We start from the raw sequence: 17,795 nt of genomic DNA on the forward strand, positions 1-17,795 counted from the left end.
GTATAAATTGACTCTTGAACTACACTCAAATAGCTCAAAAAAAGAAAGTAGAGCTTAGTTTTTGCCCTACTTTCAAATTCCGAAGGAATTTTCCAAGAAGCCCTTTTTAAAAGAAACAATGTTCTGTGAATCCGTATTCTGAGAGTTTAGTGCCAAAAGCTAAATGAGAAAAAGGTGAAAGAAGCAACTCCTTTCACCTTTTCCCTAATCCTTTGGTCTTACTTCCTCTGTCTTAACGCTTCGTAGATAACTACTCCAGCAGCTACTGACACATTCAAACTGTCTATATTTCCCGAAAGTGGGATTTTGACAAATTCGTCACTGATTCCCATCAATTCAGGAGAAATCCCATCTTCTTCAGAACCCAATACCAATGCTGTTGGAATGGTGAAGTCAGCTTCATACATTTCCCTATCGGTTTTTTCAGTCACACTTACCACACTCAACCCCATTTTTTTCAACTCTTTCACTGTGTAATAAAGATTCTTTACACGGCATACAGGAAGAAAATTCAATGCTCCAGCTGAAGTTTTTACGGCATCGGAATTGATTTGGGCACTGCCTTTCTCTGGTATGACAATAGCGTGAACACCTGCACAGTCTGCCGTCCTGGCCATTGCACCAAAATTTCTCACGTCAGTGATCCTGTCAAGAACCAAAATGAGTGGTGCTACACCTTTGTTGAAACACTCATCTATGACATTGTCCAGAGATGCATATTGGATTGCAGAAATGTGCGCCAAAACTCCTTGATGGTTTTTTCTTGTAGTTCGGTTAAGTTTTGCCTCAGGCACACGGACTACCATGATTTTTTCCTGTTTGGCCAAAGCCAACAATTCTTTGATCAGATCATTGTTGAGTTCCTTGTTGACAAGGATTTTGTCTATATCTTTTTGGGCATTTATAGCTTCCATGACTGCTCGCGTTCCAAAGATAAAATCCTTGTCCTGCTCACCACGTTCTATCAGAAATCCATCCTTCCGCTTCTCCATAATGTAATGCTTTTGAACCATTCCGGCTGTAGGGCTCTCGAACGGTTGAGTGTATAATAGTTAGGAGTCAAAATATTTTTGACGCGTGCAAAGGTAAAGTTTATTTTTGAATTTGAATCAAGATTGCCATAAGTCCATATTTCTGCATTTTGCCTGAAAGTGACCCCGTTTGGTGGTCCCATGACGGTGTAGACCATTCCTTTGTCTGTTTTCCATCCCTCTTTGAAATCGGTAAATAGAATATTGGCAAATTCTATCTGTCTAAAATATTCACGGATCAAGGTTTTGGCAGCTTCTTCATCCTTAGTCAACCCGATCCAATATTGATCCAAGGCTATTTTTTTGTTGTCGGCATTCAACAATGCTTCATGTTCTTTCCTAGTCGAAATATAGACGACCATGTCCACCATTTCATCCCATGATTCTACTCTTGGGAATGCCTGGGGGACTGTTTTGATCATCAATCCCTGTGTGGAATTGGTGTCTGATTGGATAAAATAATAGCCATAGTCATCGAAGCTTTTGGGGGTGTTCGCAAGGAAATCTCCCTGATTCAAGACTTTTACCTCTCTTGGTACTGGTGCAGGCTTTGTCTCCATCGGTGGGTATGGGGCATCGAATTTTGTTGGATAATAAAAGGTGTTCAGGCTAATTGGCCCTTTTGTTTTGAAAAGCAGTGCTTCCTCCTGAACGAGAAAATTCTGGTCAAAAGGGATGTTGTTGCCGAAGTATGCCCCAAAGTTTGGGTGTCCCAAGACAAATGGGCTGATCAAATCAACATGGTAGTAATACTCATCCCCTTGCCGCGTATCTACTACTTTCAAAAAAGCTATCGCTACGTTTTGTTCTTCGGGAACTTTGATTTTTTGTTCAAAATAAAAATGGTTTTGGGTATTTGACCTCAAATCACTCTCTTCCAATTTAGTCAAATTTTCATCGGTGAAAGTTTGATTGTAACCCGAAAGGATGGTGAAATAAAAATTGTAATCACCAAAAGCGGCATTTTCCTCAAGCTTCTCGATGGGAATCTGGAGGACAAAATCCCTCGGGCTTTCCTGGATAGGAATGATTTTCAAGGATATCCTCGAATACCTCGAGTATCTAAGTGCTTGATTGGTTGATTCTAAAGATTGTTGGGCTACTCCTACAAGTGTGCAAGTGAAGCTTAGCAACAAGGCACTTAAAAGTAGCTGGAATTTCTTTGTTATTGTCTTTGTTGTCATTTGGTTCAAAAATTAACCTTATTTTTGCTCAAATTAATAAAATTTTAAATGGCTACCTATACAACGGAAATTGCATCGGATAAGTTGGTTAGTGATAACCCAATTCATCAACGTCTACTGAAAGCCTATATTGCAGCCAAACCTTTGGTCTCGGGAAAGCTGTTGGAAGTAGGTTGTGGAGAAGGAAGGGGAGTGGAGGAATTGTTGAATCAAGTAGATACTTATTTGGGGATTGATAAGATCCAAGAGGTTATTGATGACTTGAAGCAAAAATACCCTACTGTGGCTTTTGAACAGGCAGTGATCCCGCCATTCGCTGGAATTGAATCCAATTCGTTTGATACGGTGGTTAGTTTCCAGGTGATCGAACATATCCAGAACGACAAACTTTTTTTGGAAGAAATCTACCGGGTTTTGAAGCCGGGTGGGAAGGCGATTATCTCTACCCCGAATATTCGCCATACTCTGTCCCGAAACCCATGGCATATCCGGGAATATACAGCGAAGGAATTGGTAAAGCTTTGTGAAGAGGTTTTTGATAAGGTGAATGCGATGGGAATAGGAGGAAATGACAAAGTCTGGAATTATCATGAGCAAAATCGTAAGTCTGTCAACAAGATCATGCGTTTTGATATTTTCGATTTACAGCATAGATTGCCTGCTGCGGTCTTGAGATTTCCTTATGAGATCCTAAATAGGTTGAATCGAAAAAAACTCCACAAACAGCAGGGAAATGCCGTTACAGATATAAGCCATGCGGATTATCAATTGGTCGATCATCCGGATCAGGGATTGGATTTGTTTTATGTTTTGGAGAAAAGAAGTTAAGTTAATTTCATCCAAGTTGCCTTTCTGTATTCTGTACATTAATTCCCAACAAAAAAACACCCAGTGGTTTGGGCGTTTTTTTGTTGGGAATTGAATATTTTTTACTTAGATAAGCCAGTTTTTATCTTCTGTCCAATCGGTTATTGTCAGAAGTCCCTATGAATCTCTCCAAGTCCTTTTTGAGTTCGGCAGCCAGTTCTTCATAGCCTCTTTCTTCCAGGAGTGGGACAAAGTATCTGAGCATCTCCAAAGAGATCATGGCTTCTCTATCATAAGCCCTGTCAGTCCTTGCATAGAACTCCAGAAGTTGGATTGATTTTACACTCATTTTATCTACTATATCCAAAGCCAAATCATCTTCACCAACCTCAAACAGCAATGGTACAGATTGTCCACTTGCCAAGTCATAAGCAATGGCTTTGTTTGGCATTTTTTCCAAACTGAATTTTAGGATGTCTGCAGCTTTATCCATTTCATCCTCGTCAAGAAGCGCAATGGCAATGCTGTTGATCGAACTTCTGTGGTTGGAAGTGAACCTTCTGAATTCATCATCGAAATAGTTGTCAGGATTGTCCATGCCTCTAAAAGCAAAGTCTTCCATAACGTGCTTGTAGGATTTTTCGGTATTTACCAATTCTGCCCTGAAATTTTGGGGTTTTCTTACAGGCAATAGTCTGTAAGTCATTCCTTCCATTACTACATGGTCTTCCAAGTCCAACCCTATTGTCGCCAATGAAGTATTGTTGAAATAGATAGGTCTTTCCCAGTTGTTGGTAGTGATGAGATCCAATAGCATCAGGTTTCCCCTGGATAAATATTCTCCCTTGACTCTAAGGTTCATTTGGTCTACCATCAAAGCTTCCATGCCCTCAGGGATCAGTCCTTGGTTGTAGACTTTTTCTACATCTACGTCCAGGATAATGTTTCTTGCAGGGACCATATTGATGGACATTTTATTTGAACCTTGAAGTTTCAAAAGATCACTTTTGTTCCTGATTAGTTTTAGGTATTCTTTGGCAGAGATTGCATCAAGCCCCTCTCTTTCGAAGAGATAGAGATAGTCATTTGTTCCTTTCTTATATTGGTCATATTCCAGTGAAAAAGGCAAAGGCTCAGACTCGTAAACTTTTCTGGTCATTTGATCCACATACCAATCAGTATCAAAATAACTCAATACGACCACCCTTACATCAGTCCTGAAATCCTCTACCGCCTGCACATACCATAGTGGGAAAGTGTCATTGTCACCCCCTGTGAATAGAATGGCATTGGGTTCGCAGGATGCCAAGAAGTTTCTTGCCGAATCTACGGAGAAATATCTGCCCTGTCTGTTGTGGTCATCCCAGTTTTGGCTTCCCATCAATACAGGGATTGGGAAAGTGATCAATGTTGCGATGATGCCAGATACAGCTAGGTTTTTGTTGAGTTTGGCGATTCCATGGGCGATTGCCAATACCCCAAAACCGGCCCATATGGCAAAAGCATAAAAAGAACCAACATAGATATAATCTCGCTCCCGTGGCTCTACGGGAGGGGAATTCAGATAGATCACCAAGACCACACCCATCATGAGGAAGAGTCCCATCGTCACGTAGAATGAATTGGGATCTTTCTTGGCTTGGAAAAACAGACCTATAAGACCAAGTATCAAAGGTAGCATCAGGTAATTGTTGTGTGCTTTGTTTTCTTTGATATAATCAGGGAATTTATCACTGAATGCGTCAGTAATGCCTAGCCAAGGTGCGTCTGAGTAATCACTTTCCCGTCCGGAGAAGTTCCACATAAAATATCTCCAATACATGTGCCCGAGCTGATGGGAAAACATGAAATAAATATTGTCTGAAAAGGTAGGCTCCTGACCTGCACCCAACCCCAGTTTGGCACGGTAGATTTGCTTGTGCCGCTCTTGCGTGGAATAGATTCTTGGCAAGATAGTCGTTTTGTTTTTGTCATATTTGGTGACGGTACTGTAATCGACTATTTCATATTTGTCTTTTCCTTTGAGATAAATTGGCGCTCCATCTTCCTGCGATTCTACGGCAGCAGTGAAATATTGTCCGTGCAAAAGTGGGCGGTATCCATATTGCTCTCTCTTGAGGTAAGACACATAACTGACGATGTCTTTGGGGTTGTTTTCATTGATGATGGGGTCTTGATTGGCCCTGATGACTATCAGTGCATAGGAGCCATAGCCAATGAGTATAAATGTCAATGACAATAAGATTGTGTTAAGGATAACTTTTCCTTTTTTGATGGAATAAAGAATGGCATAGACTAGGGATCCTATAAAAACAATACTGAAGAAAACAATCCCAGATCCGAATGGAAGCCCCATGCTGTTGACAAAGAAGATCTCAATGGATCCAGCCAAGCTTGGAAGTCCTGGGATGATGAAATTGTTGATGATAATCAATGCCACACCACCTAAAACCAGAGCGATCGCGCCTCCTTTGATGTTTGGTTCTTTGTATTTTTTGAAATAATAAATCAATGCCAATGCAGGCAAAGTGACCAAGTTCAGCAAATGGACACCAATAGATAAGCCTACCAAATAGGCGATGAAAATCATCCATTTGTTTTCCAAAACAGGGTCTTCGATGACATCCCATTTGAGAAATGCCCAGATGACTATGGCGGTAAAGAAGGATGACATTGCATATACTTCTGCTTCAACTGCGGAAAACCAAAAGCTATCCGAAAAAGTATAAACCAAAGCTCCAACTATTCCGGCACCCATCAGGCTGATTGTTTGTCCTTTGCTTTCTTTTCCATTTTCCATCTTGAAAAGTTTCCTGCCTAGCAAGGTGATAGACCAAAAGAGGAAAAGAATAGTGAATCCCGAAAATATAGCACTCCCGATATTCATCCAATATGCTACCTGAAGGCCATCTCCCATGGCAAGGAATCCAAACATCCTGTAAATCAACAAGAACAATGGTGCTCCCGGAGGGTGTGGCACCTGCAGTTTGTAGGAAACGGCTATAAATTCCCCCGGATCCCAAAAGCTTGCCGTTTGCTCAACTGTTAATACATAAACTAAAGTGGCGACCAAGGCAATCAGCCAACCTGTCAGATTATTGACCTTTTTGTAATCAAGCATTGTTTTTGAAATAGATGTGTCGGGCGAAAATAAGCAAATAATCACTAAACTCAGGAAATTTAACAGCATTTAAGCTTCTGTGACAAAAATTACCGTCCTATTCGGCACTTTACCGTAAATTTGATCTATATTAAATCGAAGACCATGAACAGTTCAAGACCTAAATCATTCAATGAGTTGATCTCGGGAGATCAGCCCGTTTTAGTAGATTTCTTTGCAACTTGGTGTGGGCCATGCCAAATGATGCAGCCTATTCTTGAGGATACAGCAAAGCAATTGGGAGAGAAGGTGAAAATTATTAAGGTAGACATAGACAAAAATCAACTTGCAGCGAGTAACTTCCAAGTTCGTGGAGTTCCTACCTTGATCCTTTTTCAAAAAGGGAAAGTGTTATGGCGACAATCTGGGGTGGTACCTACACATCAGCTCGTAAGTGTGGTCAGTCAGAATATTGGGAAAAACCTATAAATGTGACAAAGATCATACATGAGCGGATTTGCTTATGATAACTTTGCAACAAGAAAATAAATAATTTAGATATGAAAATAGAGCAGATTTATACCGGATGTTTGGCGCAAGGGGCTTACTATATTGAATCAGATGGAGAAGCTGCCATCATTGATCCTTTGCGGGAAGTACAGCCATACATAGAAAAGGCAAAAAGCGACAATGCGAAGATAAAGTATGTTTTTGAAACACATTTTCATGCAGACTTTGTATCTGGACACCAAGATTTGGCAGCCAAAACCGGTGCTGCCATAGTATATGGTCCTACTGGGATGAAGCTTGGCTTTGATGCTATTGTGGCAGAAGACGGCCAAGAATTTCAGATTGGTAAAATCAAAGTAAGGCTTCTGCATACTCCCGGCCACACGATGGAAAGTTCCTGTTATCTTCTTTTCAACGAGGAAGGAAAAGAAGAGGCGGTATTTACTGGAGACACTTTGTTCATCGGTGATGTAGGGAGACCTGATTTGGCTCAGAAAGTAGTGGAAGATCTAACACAGGATAAGCTTGCCGGACATCTTTATGATTCCCTTAGGGAGAAAATAATGCCCTTGCCGGATCATTTGACAGTCTATCCTGCACATGGAGCAGGTTCTGCCTGTGGCAAAAATATGAGCAAGGAGACTACCGATACGCTGGGTAACCAAAAGAAGACAAACTATGCGCTTCAAAAAATGACAAAGGAGGAATTTGTCAAAGAAGTCACTTCCGGATTGACACCTCCACCGGCATATTTCCCGCAGAATGTAATGATGAATATCCAAGGGTATGATAGCATAGATGAGGTATTGGAAAGAGGTGTACGTCCTTTATCTCCAAGTGCTTTTGAAGCAGTGGCCAATGAAACAGGTGCTGTATTGCTTGATACCAGAAATCCGCAAGAATTCGCAAAAGGTTTTATCCCAAATTCCATCAACATTGGCATAGATGGAAGTTTCGCCGTATGGGTTGGGGCGATGATTCCAGATTTGAAACAAGAGATCCTTGTCATTGCCGAGACAGGAAAAGAGGAAGAAGTAATCACCCGGCTTGCCAGGGTAGGGTATGATTATGCAATTGGGTATCTGGATGGCGGTTTTGATGCTTGGAAGACATCAGGAAATGAGGTAGATTCCATTGAGTCTATCAGTTCAGATGAATTGGCAGAAATCCAAAAGAAACAAGGTCCGGTAAATATACTTGATGTAAGAAAAAACAGTGAGTATCTGAGCGAACACGTTTTGGATGCTGAGAATGCACCGCTTGACTATATCAACGAAAGCATGCTTCAGGTTGACAAAAACAAGACTTATTATGTGCATTGTGCAGGAGGGTATAGGTCTATGGTTTTCACATCAATATTGAGAGCTAGGGGGTATGAAAACCTGATTGATGTCAATGGCGGATTCAAGAGTATCAAGGAATCCGGTAAATTCGAGATAAGTGACTACGTCTGCCCTACGACACTGTTGTAAATAAGCAGGAGCAGTAAAAGTTAGAATTATAAACAGAATGGCAAGATTTCGATCTTGCCATTTTTGGTTTATTGAAGACCTAAGTGATAAGAGTCACTTAAACCAACAAGATAATACCCCAAATTTGAAAATGATTAGATTTCTGTCCATGGCGATCCTATTTGCATTGTCTGGTTTTGCCTTGGCACAAGCTTCAAGCACCAAAATGGATAGTGTCAAAGAGGATTCAAATTCATTTTGAAAATCAATAGGGTAGATATGCGGAATTTGAACTTTATTGTATATTATAGATTTTAGGAAAGTAATTGATGTAGAACAAAACAAAAATAGATAAGTAAAATGGAACAATTGATTAATTGGATCAGCCAGCCTTGGCCATGGTATGTAGCAGGGCCGTTGATAGGGCTTACTGTCCCTGTACTTTTGCTCATAGGGAATAAATCATTCGGCATTTCATCTTCTCTTCGGCATATTTGTGCTGCATGTGTGCCAGCCAATATCCCTTTTTTTACCTACGACTGGAGAAAAGAAAGTTGGAATATGGTTTTTGTATTGGGTGTACTGATTGGCGGATTTGTTGCCACGGTATTTTTCTCCAATCCAGAGGATGTAGTTGTGGCAGCTTCTACCCAGGCTGATTTGGCGCAACTGGGAATCACGGATTACACCAAATTATTGCCGGTAGAGATTTTCAACTGGGAGAATCTGTTTTCCTCAAAAGGCTTGTTGTTCTTTGTGATTGGGGGATTTCTTGTAGGATTTGGGACAAGGTATGCCGGAGGCTGTACCTCGGGCCATGCGATCATGGGGATCAGTTCATTGCAGTGGCCATCTCTGGTAGCGACAATCTTCTTTATGCTCGGAGGGTTTGTGATGACACATCTTCTGTTGATGCCTTTGATGGATTTGGTTGGATTTTAAGTAAGGAAAAATGAAAATAGACGACAAAAGCAAAATGATAAATCAGCCTTTGGAATGTGAGGCGCCAAATTTTAGCGAAAAGCCAGAGTCCGCCTTAGGCTTGACGAAATATCTCATAGTAGGAATAATGTTCGGAATTGTCTTTGTGAAGGCTGAGATCGTATCTTGGTTTAGAATTCAGGAAATGTTTAGACTGCAATCATTTTTTATGTACGGGGTGATAGGGTCTGCCATAGTAGTGGGAATGCTTTCCATTTTCCTGATAAAAAAGTTCAACATAAAGTCCATCAATGGAGAAGCCATAAAAATCGGGAAGAAGGAATTCAGAAAAGGACAGATAATCGGCGGTTTTATATTTGGATTAGGCTGGGCTTTGACTGGAGCCTGTCCCGGACCTTTGTTTGCTCAAATCGGGAGTGGGTTTACTGTGGTATTGGTGACCCTATTGAGTGCAATTGCTGGCACCTGGGTTTATGGTAGGTTTTCTGACAAACTGCCAAACTAAAACCAAGCCTAAAAAACGGACAGTCAAACAAGTAGTCCACTTGCTTGACTGTTCCAATTCCAATGCCGTCAAAATAGGGCTTTTTAGGTTTCCCCTGTCCAATATACAGTTTCTCATGAATCAGAACATGCGGGATGACTTTCTGAAAAACGGCATAGGTACTTAATCAAATACTTTTTTGATGACTAATCTGATGAGTAAAATTGCCGCCAATACTATGCAGGCTACGATTATGAATACCATGATATTTTAAACTGTTTGATTGGTATTTTGTTTTGGAAACCATTTATCAATGATATGTTATTTTTGCAATCGATTGTGATACCAAGGAAGAATTATGGAGGAAATCAATGTCTGTGAATGCAAAATAGTAAGTAACTTGCAGGCTATTTCCTGAACCTATTGCATCTATGACTATACTTCAAAAACGCCGGACAGCACTCGGGAGTTTATTTTTTCTAGCAGGCTTATGTTTTGCATCTTGGGCATCGCGAATCCCCGATGTTCAGACGAAGTTTTCCTTGTCTGAATCCCAGTTGGGAACATTGCTTTTGGGCTTGCCGATTGGATCTTTGGTCGCTTTGCCTCTGGCAGGATGGGCAGTACATCGCTTTGGTAGCAAGATTGTCATTGTCTTGGGCGCAATTGGGTATATGCTGTTTCTTCCGCTGATCGGCTATAGTTCCAGTGTTTGGATGTTGGTTCCGGTGGTCGTGGTTTTCGGAATGATTGGAAATATGATGAACATTTCCCTAAACACCCAAGCATTAGCAGTGGAGGATATGTATGGGAGGAGTATTTTGGGTTCTTTTCATGGGCTTTGGAGTTTGGCGGGGTTTAGTGGTGCAGGTATTGGTGCCATCATGATTTATATGGGGGTTTTGCCCAGTATTCATTATTTGGTGGTTTCGGGGATCTGTTTCTTGATTATACTTGTGGCACAGAGTTTCTTGGTAAAAGAAAAAAAGAGTCATGAAAGTGGAGGTTTGGTATTGAAAAAGCCGGACGCATTGCTGCTGAGGATTGGTGGGATTGCATTTTTGGGGATGCTTTCGGAAGGCTGTATGTTTGATTGGAGTGGAGTTTATTTCAAAAAAGTTGTGGGGATTGAACCTGGGTTGGTGGCCTTGGGGTATGTTTCTTTCATGGCGACCATGGCTTCAGGAAGGTTTATAACAGACAAGATGACCAATAGATTTGGCCGCCTGCTGATTCTGAGGTTGAGTGGTTTTTTGATTTTCTTGGGATTGATTTTATCTGTAATTGTACCCACACCGTTTTTTGCAACGTTTGGGTTTTTGCTGGTAGGCCTCGGAGTGGCATCAATCATACCCGTTTCGTATAGTGTCGCTGGCAGATCCAAATTGTATTCTCCAGGAATCGCTCTGGCAATCGTATCTACCATATCATTTTTTGGTTTTCTGATGGGACCGCCTCTGATAGGGTTTATTGCTGAGCTTTTGAGTCTTCAGGTTTCTTTTGTGTTGGTGGCTATAGCAGGATTGGGGATTACAATCCTTTCAAGTGTTCGTTTGGAGGTTTTCAAGAATATAGATTAATGGTGATCTGGATTTGTACTTCAGAATAGATGGGAAAATGATTATCCGCTACTTTGCTGGTAAATAAATAACAAAGTCATAATGCTGGAGTTAATCGTCTATTGTTCACACTTCTCCACAGCGTAGTCAACAGACTGGATAGATCCTTTGTTGGGGATGGTCTATAGAGCTACTGGCAAAGAAGTGATTATCCGCAAAAATAAAATTAAAAAGCCCCATTCAGTTTTCTCTGAATGGGGCTTTTTAGATAGGGATTCTTAAAATACTTTATATAATCCTGCTTTCATTCCGATTGTCCGCATGATTACAAGTGCCTAAATGCATCTTGGTGTCATAGCGGATCATCATCAAGCACTTAATTCGACCGATCTACTTTGACTTGGTCAAGACCTCGTTTTTTCAGCAATGCGTCGATTTTTGGTTCGGCTCCCCTGAAGTTGACATACATGTTCATAGGCTCATCAGTGCCACCTCTTTCAAGGATTTCTTTTCTGAATGCCTGTGCTTTTTCTTGGTTGAAAAGTTCGGTTTCCTTGAAAGCTTGGAAAGCATCTGTATCCAATACCCCTGACCAGATGTAGCTATAATATCCTGAGGAATATCCTCCTGCAAAAATATGCTGGAAATACGGACTTCTGTATCTTGGGATGATTTCATCTATCAATCCAATTTTTTCCAAAGAAGCACTCTCAAAATCACTTGCGTTGCTGCTGATGTTTGAACTTTGGGTATGATAATCCAAATCAAGCAAAGAAGCTGCAAGGTATTCAGTAGTGGCAAAACCTTGTCCAAACGTGCCGCTTTTCGTCAACTTTGTGATCAATTCATCAGGGATGACTTCTCCAGTTTCATAATGGAAAGCATACTGCTTCATGACTGAAGGCTCTGTAGCCCAATTTTCCATTACCTGTGAAGGGAGTTCCACAAAGTCCCTTGGGACAGATGTGCCGGCCAAGCTCTGGTATTGTACATTTGATAGCAATCCATGAAGCGCATGGCCAAATTCATGGAAGAAAGTCGTCACTTCATCAAATGTCAACAAAGCAGGGGCATTTCCGGTAGGTTTTGAGAAATTACACACAATGGAAATAACAGGCGCTTTTCTTACACCGTTTTCTGTTTTTTGGGATCTGTAAGAAGTCATCCATGCACCACCTCTTTTCGAAGCCCTAGGATGAAAATCCATGTAGATTACACCAACATGCGTACCGTCGGCTTCTTTTACTTCATATGCCTTGGCCTCCTCATGGTAGACAGGGATATCCTTGATTTCCTCAAAAGTCAAACCCCAGAGATTTTTGACGACCATGAAAACCCCGGCCTGAACTTTTTCCAAAGAAAAATATGGCTTGATTTCCTGCTCATCCAGATCAAACTTTTGCTTTCTGAGTTTTTCTTCATAATACCTCCAATCCCATGGCTCGATTGTAAAATCATGCCCTTCTGATTTTACCATTGCTTGCATTTCATCTCTTTCCACTTTGGCTTTGGCTAAAGCCGGAGCCCATAGTTGGTTCAAAAGCTTATATACATTATCTGCATTTTTTGCCATTGACTCTTCCAAGACATAATCTGCGTGGGTATTGTAACCCAACAGCTGTGCTTTTTCCCTTCTCAGGTTAGCAGTTTCTATCAAGCCTGCTTTGTTGTCAAATTCGTTTCCTTGATCCGACCTGTTTTTGTAAGCTTCCCAGATTTGCTTTCTCAATTCACGGTTGTCTGCATACTGAAGGAATGGCATTACACTTGGATTCTGGAGTGTAAATAACCACTTCCCATCTTCTCCGGCAGCTTTGGCATCATCTGCCGCTGCGCTGATTAGTCCTTCTGGAAGTCCAGACAGATCTTCTTCCTTATCAACCACCAGCTTATAGGCATTGGTTTCTGCAAGCAGGTTTTGGCCAAATTGCAGTGTCAGGGAAGAGAGTTTGCTGTTGATTTCCCTTAGTTTTTCCTTGTCGGTATCGTTAAGGTTTGCTCCATTTCTCACAAAGGACTTATAGGTGTTCTCCAGGAGTTTATGCTGTTCTGCGTTGAGATCGAGTTGGTCTTTGTTTTCCCATACAGCCTTTACTCTTTCGAAGAGTTTGGAATTGAGGGAGATGTTGTCACTGTGTGCCGAGATCTCTGGAGCCATTTCTTTGGCAATCCCCTGGATTTCATCATTGGTATTGACTGAGTTGAGATTGTAAAATACCCTGGAAACATTGCCAAGTAGTTCCCCGGAATATTCCATTGCCTCAATGGTGTTTTCGAAAGTAGGAACGTCAGGGTTGTTGACGATATCATCAATCTCTTTTTGCTGTGCTTTGATGCCTTCTCGCAAGGCTGGAGCGAAGTGCTCGTTTTTGAATTTATCAAAAGGAGGCACTTCAAAAGGTGTCTCGTATGGCTCAAAGAATGGGTTCATAGATTCTGTTTTTTCTTCAGCTGTACCACAAGCATAAAGTAGTGATGTGGCCGTAGCAAATGCAATAATTTTATTTTTCATATAACAAACATATTTGGGTTGGTTCTTGCAAAGATATAAATAAAATTAACCATCGTAGAAATCAGATCAAGCAGGTGCTCTGATTTCATTTTAAAAAAGGAATCGGAAATATTTTTAGGTACCTATCCAAGATTTGTTGTATTCACTAAAACGATCCCTAGCTTTTCAAAAAAAATCAGAACAGATATATTTTGTCCAAAATCGTTTCATCAATTAAACGAAGATCGCATGCAGCATTATCAAATCACTAATTTATTTGGAATGATTGCCTGATCAAAAGGCAAACCGTACCTTTGGTGGATTAAAAATCCTCACGAAAAATGGGAAAATTGAAGTTGATCACCCTGTTTTATTTTGCTTTTATTATTTGTCAAAACCAATCATATGGACAGGAACGAGATACCTATGTCATATTGATCTCCCTAGATGGGTACAGGTTCGACTACACAGAGCGCTTTCAGCCAGAGAATATCAGTAGGTTTATAGAAAATGGTACGGCCGCTACTTCGATGATACCTTCATTTCCCACCAAGACTTTTCCGAACCACTATTCCATCGCCACAGGGATGAAACCCGAAAATCATGGCCTGGTCAACAATTCGTTTTTTGATCCATCGAAAAACACAGTCTACAGTATTCGTGATAGAAGTATTGTAGAAGATGGCTATTGGTATGGTGGCACCCCACTTTGGGTGCTTGCGGAGCAAAATGGAATGAAAGCAGCGAGCTATTATTTTGTGGGATCAGAGGCAGATATCCAGGGAATTCGCCCAAGCTATTATAAGAACTACGATGGCGGGGTGTCAAATTTGACCAGAGTCTCTAAGGTTTTTGAGTGGTTGGAGTTGCCCTCAGAGGAAAGGCCAAGGTTGATTACCCTGTACTTTTCAGATATGGACGATGTGGGTCATGCTTATGGCCCTAGCAATGATTCTGAACTTAGTAAAAAGCTAAATAAACTAGATAGGGAATTGGGGGCACTGTTTGAGGGACTAAAAAGTATTGACCTTGATATCAATGTGTTTTTGGTGTCTGATCATGGTATGGTCGATGTCCCAAGGCAGAATCTTCTCAATTTGGATAAAATCACGGAAAATATTGCAGGAAGAATTGTTAATAACGGGGCTTTGGCACATGTTTATTTGGATAACCCTTTGGAATTGGAGCAGGTTTATCTCGATCTGAAAATGATAGAGGGACCATTCGATGTGGTCAAAGTGAAAGACAAGCAGTATTATAAAAATACAGATAGTTATGCCAATCGTTTGGGGGAATTATTGGTAATACCTGACTTGGGGTTTTACCTTGCGACATCTTCGGACATGATGAAATATCAAAACAGGGCTGCCATGATGAAAACGGAAGTGTTTGGAGAACATGGGTTCAGTCCTGAATATAAAGAAATGCATGCCATATTCTATGCAAATGGACCTCAGGTCTGTGAAGGCATGAAAATAGATTCGTTTCAAAACATCCATGTTTACCCGATGATTGCCAATTTGTTGGGTTTGCCTATGCCGGAAGGAATTGATGGAAGGTTGGAAGTTTTAGCACCAATATTGAAAGAGCAAGAGAGATGAAAGAAATTAAAACAAGGGAAGAGGTTTCTGTTTTGGTACGGACTTTTTACTCCAAAGTGAGGAAGCATGAATCCTTGGGACCAATTTTCAACCAAATTGTTGAAGATTGGGAGGAGCATTTGGAACGCTTGACTGATTTTTGGGAAATGGTGTTGTTGCAAAGTGGTCCCGGTGCCGGCAAGTTCAACCCTGTGCCAGTACATAAGTCGGTAGATACAATGACGAATCATTCCATTGAACAAAGACATTTTGGGAATTGGTTGGAGCTGTGGTTTGAAACCCTGGATTCAAACTTTACAGGAGTGCATGCGGATTACGCAAAGGAACATGCGCGAAAGATGGCACATATTTTATTTTTCAAAATTATGGAAGGGAGAAACCATTACGGTTAATATTCAGGGGAATCGCTTTTGAGAATTTCAAAGTGAGAAGCCCTTCGATGGGGGCGGTTTAGGTGCGTTGGGTTGGGGGCATGGTTCAAGGTTGTCAAGCTTAAACCCTTGAAGGGAGGTTTGGCTAAAAGCGATTTGCCTAGTGCTATACCGCAGGGAATAATTTAGCCCAAAATATCCCGAAGATTTTGTTGTTGGGTGATTAGAAGGAAATTAACTTGAAATGGTAGTCGGTGTTTTCTCTTTTGGTGAAAGTGATCTCTTTCTTTAGGTGATAAAAAGCTTCCAAAAGCAATGCGCTTTCTATTTCACCAGCATCTATAGCTTTGAATCCGATCAGTTCAATTAGTTTCTTTACCCTACATTTATCATTTCCTTTTTCACCACAAAAATAAGTCTCGTTGATCATTCCCAAGACATCTGATTTGGGATAATCTATCCCCAGGTTATTGAATGCTTTGTAGATTGGTGGTGTGCCACCTATGCTTTCTTGGATAAAAGTAGTATTGCAGTAAAAATACTTGTTGTAGGCACTGTTTGTACAATCGATGAGTAATTTGTCTGTCAAATCTACCTCTTTGAGGGCTTCACAAACTTTGACCAAATGCTCATTTTCGCAGCATATCAGGATTATATCCGATTTGTCGATCGCTTCTTTGTAGCTGAATACCTTATCCGAAAACATATTTAGGATTTTCCATTCCACATCCACTGTTTCGAATCCTTGCCGAACTCCAAACACTACATTTGCCCCCGTGGACAAATATTTGTTGCCTAAAGTTTTTGAAAGCGTGGTTCCTCCTAATATTCCTAGTTTCATAATCAAAATCAAATATTATTTTCGTTGGGTGGTGGGATAGGTGGGTTCAAGATAAAATAGGCTAATTCTGCAATACTTAAATTTGGCATATCTTACTTGAAAGTGTTGAAAATTAGAGATTAAATTCAATAAAGCAAAAGAAAAATCTAAGAAAAATCCATTTATTTAATGAAATACGATTGTTTCTGTTTAAGATACATTATTGTGTTTTTAAAAATATCTATGGATATTAAATATTTTCATACTTTATTGATATTTAGTGTTTTGGAGGAAGGTGGTTATGAGGATATATACAAAAAATATGCAAAAGTGACTATGGGAACCTTTCATACGAAGTATGGATGTTCTTAAATCATTTCATCAAAAACCTCCTCAAGTTCCAAAACAAATCCTACTTTTCCATAGTGTGAATTTACTGAGTCTTAGGTTGAAAGGAAAGTTGAAAAGGGGAGGTTGTTCGAGTTTTCTTGGAGTTCAAGAAAGTGCAATGGTCTATCTATTTAGTTTTTTCACTTTCTCCATAAATCTCTATCAGTTTTTCAGTGTCAGAAATATTTCTATCCAATACTCTCGGCAATATCAGGATGCCTATGAATAGTAGGGATATAACCAATGTTAACCCCCCCAGAAAAGCTTGACCAAAGGTGTTTTCCAAAGCTTCGTCTTTTCGGTAAAGAAAAAAATGTCCCTGGATGCAAAAGTTGATCCCCAGATTCATAAAAGCGTAAAGTTGGTTGTGGGCAAAATAGGATGCATAATTTTTATACTTTTTGTGCAAGCCCCAATATCTGAAAGCTATCCACGCAAATGATAAAAGCAAGAAAACAATCATTGTTAGATACCATGTGCCCGAATCCTTGAGAATAACAGAGGATTGATAAATCAAAAAAATAATTGCCAAGGGAAGTATAATCCTTGCGCTGGTGAATAGATTGGTGAATTCCTTCCAATAATAACCACGAAACCTCTTTTCTACCAACTTTAAATATGACTCTTCCAATTCGCTAAACCCAAAAATCCCAAAGGAAGCATGGACTTTAGTGTTTTTTTTTCTTTGTGATCCTTATGGTGAGAATTATAACCACAAAGGTCACCAAGTTTTTCACAACACTAAGCCTCGGATGCACTTTGGTCGCCATTAGGCGAAACCAAACCTATCGGTATTTAGCCGATAGTAGTTTAGTTGCAAGAGAGAAGATATGCCTATATACTGGTATCAAGTAGCAGGTGATAATCTAAAGGTGATTTGAGGCATTGCATAACATAAATCTGGTCAGAAGACAATCTGAAACAGTTTGGGGTCCCAAGTAGAAGGCAATGGAAAAAGTATCAAGCAGTTTGGAGCAAGCCAGGTCAATAAGTTAAGAATAAGGGAAAAGGCAAAAGAAGCTACTCTTTTTGCCTTTTTTCCTTATCTGGGTTG

General features: G+C 40.4%; 14 protein-coding genes. 8 read left to right on the plus strand and 6 right to left on the minus strand.

Translation table 11 applies throughout. The features are described 5' to 3' along the window. Window positions 1–218: 218 nt before the first annotated feature. A complete protein-coding gene (rlmB, locus tag ACFSKL_RS02335) occupies window positions 219–992 on the minus strand; it encodes a 23S rRNA (guanosine(2251)-2'-O)-methyltransferase RlmB (protein ID WP_376883171.1) in 774 nt (257 codons plus the stop codon). Next, on the minus strand, window positions 965–2,215 hold the full coding sequence (locus ACFSKL_RS02340) for a GWxTD domain-containing protein (protein ID WP_376883173.1): 1,251 nt from the start codon (window positions 2,213–2,215) through the stop codon (window positions 965–967). Before ACFSKL_RS02340 ends, rlmB begins: the two co-directional genes overlap by 28 nt. Window positions 2,216–2,263: 48 nt before the next feature. Here ACFSKL_RS02340 and ACFSKL_RS02345 point away from each other — a divergent pair, with 48 nt between their 5' ends. Then, window positions 2,264–3,043, plus strand: coding sequence for a class I SAM-dependent methyltransferase (locus ACFSKL_RS02345; protein WP_376883175.1), 780 nt, complete (start codon window positions 2,264–2,266; stop codon window positions 3,041–3,043). A 121-nt stretch (window positions 3,044–3,164) separates the two neighbouring features. Here ACFSKL_RS02345 and ACFSKL_RS02350 read toward each other — a convergent pair whose 3' ends face one another. Further along, a complete protein-coding gene (locus ACFSKL_RS02350) occupies window positions 3,165–6,143 on the minus strand; it encodes a glycosyltransferase family 117 protein (RefSeq protein ID WP_376883177.1) in 2,979 nt (992 codons plus the stop codon). A 144-nt stretch (window positions 6,144–6,287) separates the two neighbouring features. Between ACFSKL_RS02350 and trxA the strand changes: the two genes are divergently transcribed. From trxA to ACFSKL_RS02375, 5 genes are all read left to right on the plus strand, one after another. Beyond that, the gene (gene trxA / locus ACFSKL_RS02355; protein ID WP_376883179.1) at window positions 6,288–6,611 is read left to right on the plus strand and encodes a thioredoxin; all 324 of its coding nucleotides are present in this window, start codon (window positions 6,288–6,290) and stop codon (window positions 6,609–6,611) included. Between the two features lie 71 nt (window positions 6,612–6,682). Further along, window positions 6,683–8,104 (plus strand): MBL fold metallo-hydrolase, encoded by a 1,422-nt coding sequence (locus tag ACFSKL_RS02360; protein WP_376883181.1) that lies wholly within the window; start codon window positions 6,683–6,685, stop codon window positions 8,102–8,104. Window positions 8,105–8,443: 339 nt separating this feature from the next. After that, window positions 8,444–9,025 carry a YeeE/YedE family protein gene (locus ACFSKL_RS02365; protein ID WP_376883183.1) on the plus strand — a complete coding sequence of 194 codons (582 nt, stop codon included), beginning with the start codon at window positions 8,444–8,446 and terminating at the stop codon, window positions 9,023–9,025. 10 nt (window positions 9,026–9,035) lie between these two features. Next, entirely contained in the window at window positions 9,036–9,530 is a 495-nt protein-coding gene (locus ACFSKL_RS02370) for a DUF6691 family protein (protein ID WP_376883185.1), read from the plus strand. A gap of 410 nt (window positions 9,531–9,940) precedes the next feature. Further along, complete coding sequence (locus tag ACFSKL_RS02375; protein ID WP_376883187.1) at window positions 9,941–11,089, plus strand: MFS transporter; 1,149 nt, start codon at window positions 9,941–9,943, stop codon at window positions 11,087–11,089. Window positions 11,090–11,444: 355 nt separating this feature from the next. On the opposite strand, the gene ACFSKL_RS02380 is transcribed toward ACFSKL_RS02375, so the two are convergent. Then, window positions 11,445–13,580 (minus strand): M3 family metallopeptidase, encoded by a 2,136-nt coding sequence (locus ACFSKL_RS02380; protein WP_376883189.1) that lies wholly within the window; start codon window positions 13,578–13,580, stop codon window positions 11,445–11,447. 320 nt (window positions 13,581–13,900) lie between these two features. Here ACFSKL_RS02380 and ACFSKL_RS02385 point away from each other — a divergent pair, with 320 nt between their 5' ends. Together ACFSKL_RS02385 and ACFSKL_RS02390 are read left to right on the plus strand one after the other, a co-directional pair. Further along, the gene (locus ACFSKL_RS02385; RefSeq protein ID WP_376883191.1) at window positions 13,901–15,160 is read left to right on the plus strand and encodes an alkaline phosphatase family protein; all 1,260 of its coding nucleotides are present in this window, start codon (window positions 13,901–13,903) and stop codon (window positions 15,158–15,160) included. Next, complete coding sequence (locus tag ACFSKL_RS02390) at window positions 15,157–15,552, plus strand: group III truncated hemoglobin (protein WP_376883193.1); 396 nt, start codon at window positions 15,157–15,159, stop codon at window positions 15,550–15,552. Before ACFSKL_RS02385 ends, ACFSKL_RS02390 begins: the two co-directional genes overlap by 4 nt. A gap of 202 nt (window positions 15,553–15,754) precedes the next feature. On the opposite strand, the gene ACFSKL_RS02395 is transcribed toward ACFSKL_RS02390, so the two are convergent. After that, window positions 15,755–16,372, minus strand: a complete 618-nt coding sequence (locus ACFSKL_RS02395; RefSeq protein ID WP_376883195.1) for an NADPH-dependent F420 reductase — start codon at window positions 16,370–16,372, stop codon at window positions 15,755–15,757. A gap of 496 nt (window positions 16,373–16,868) precedes the next feature. Then, a complete protein-coding gene (locus ACFSKL_RS02400) occupies window positions 16,869–17,204 on the minus strand; it encodes a hypothetical protein (protein WP_376883197.1) in 336 nt (111 codons plus the stop codon). Between the last annotated feature and the right edge of the window lie 591 nt (window positions 17,205–17,795).

This window comes from Belliella marina (assembly GCF_042682445.1).
Lineage (GTDB): Bacteria > Bacteroidota > Bacteroidia > Cytophagales > Cyclobacteriaceae > Belliella > Belliella marina.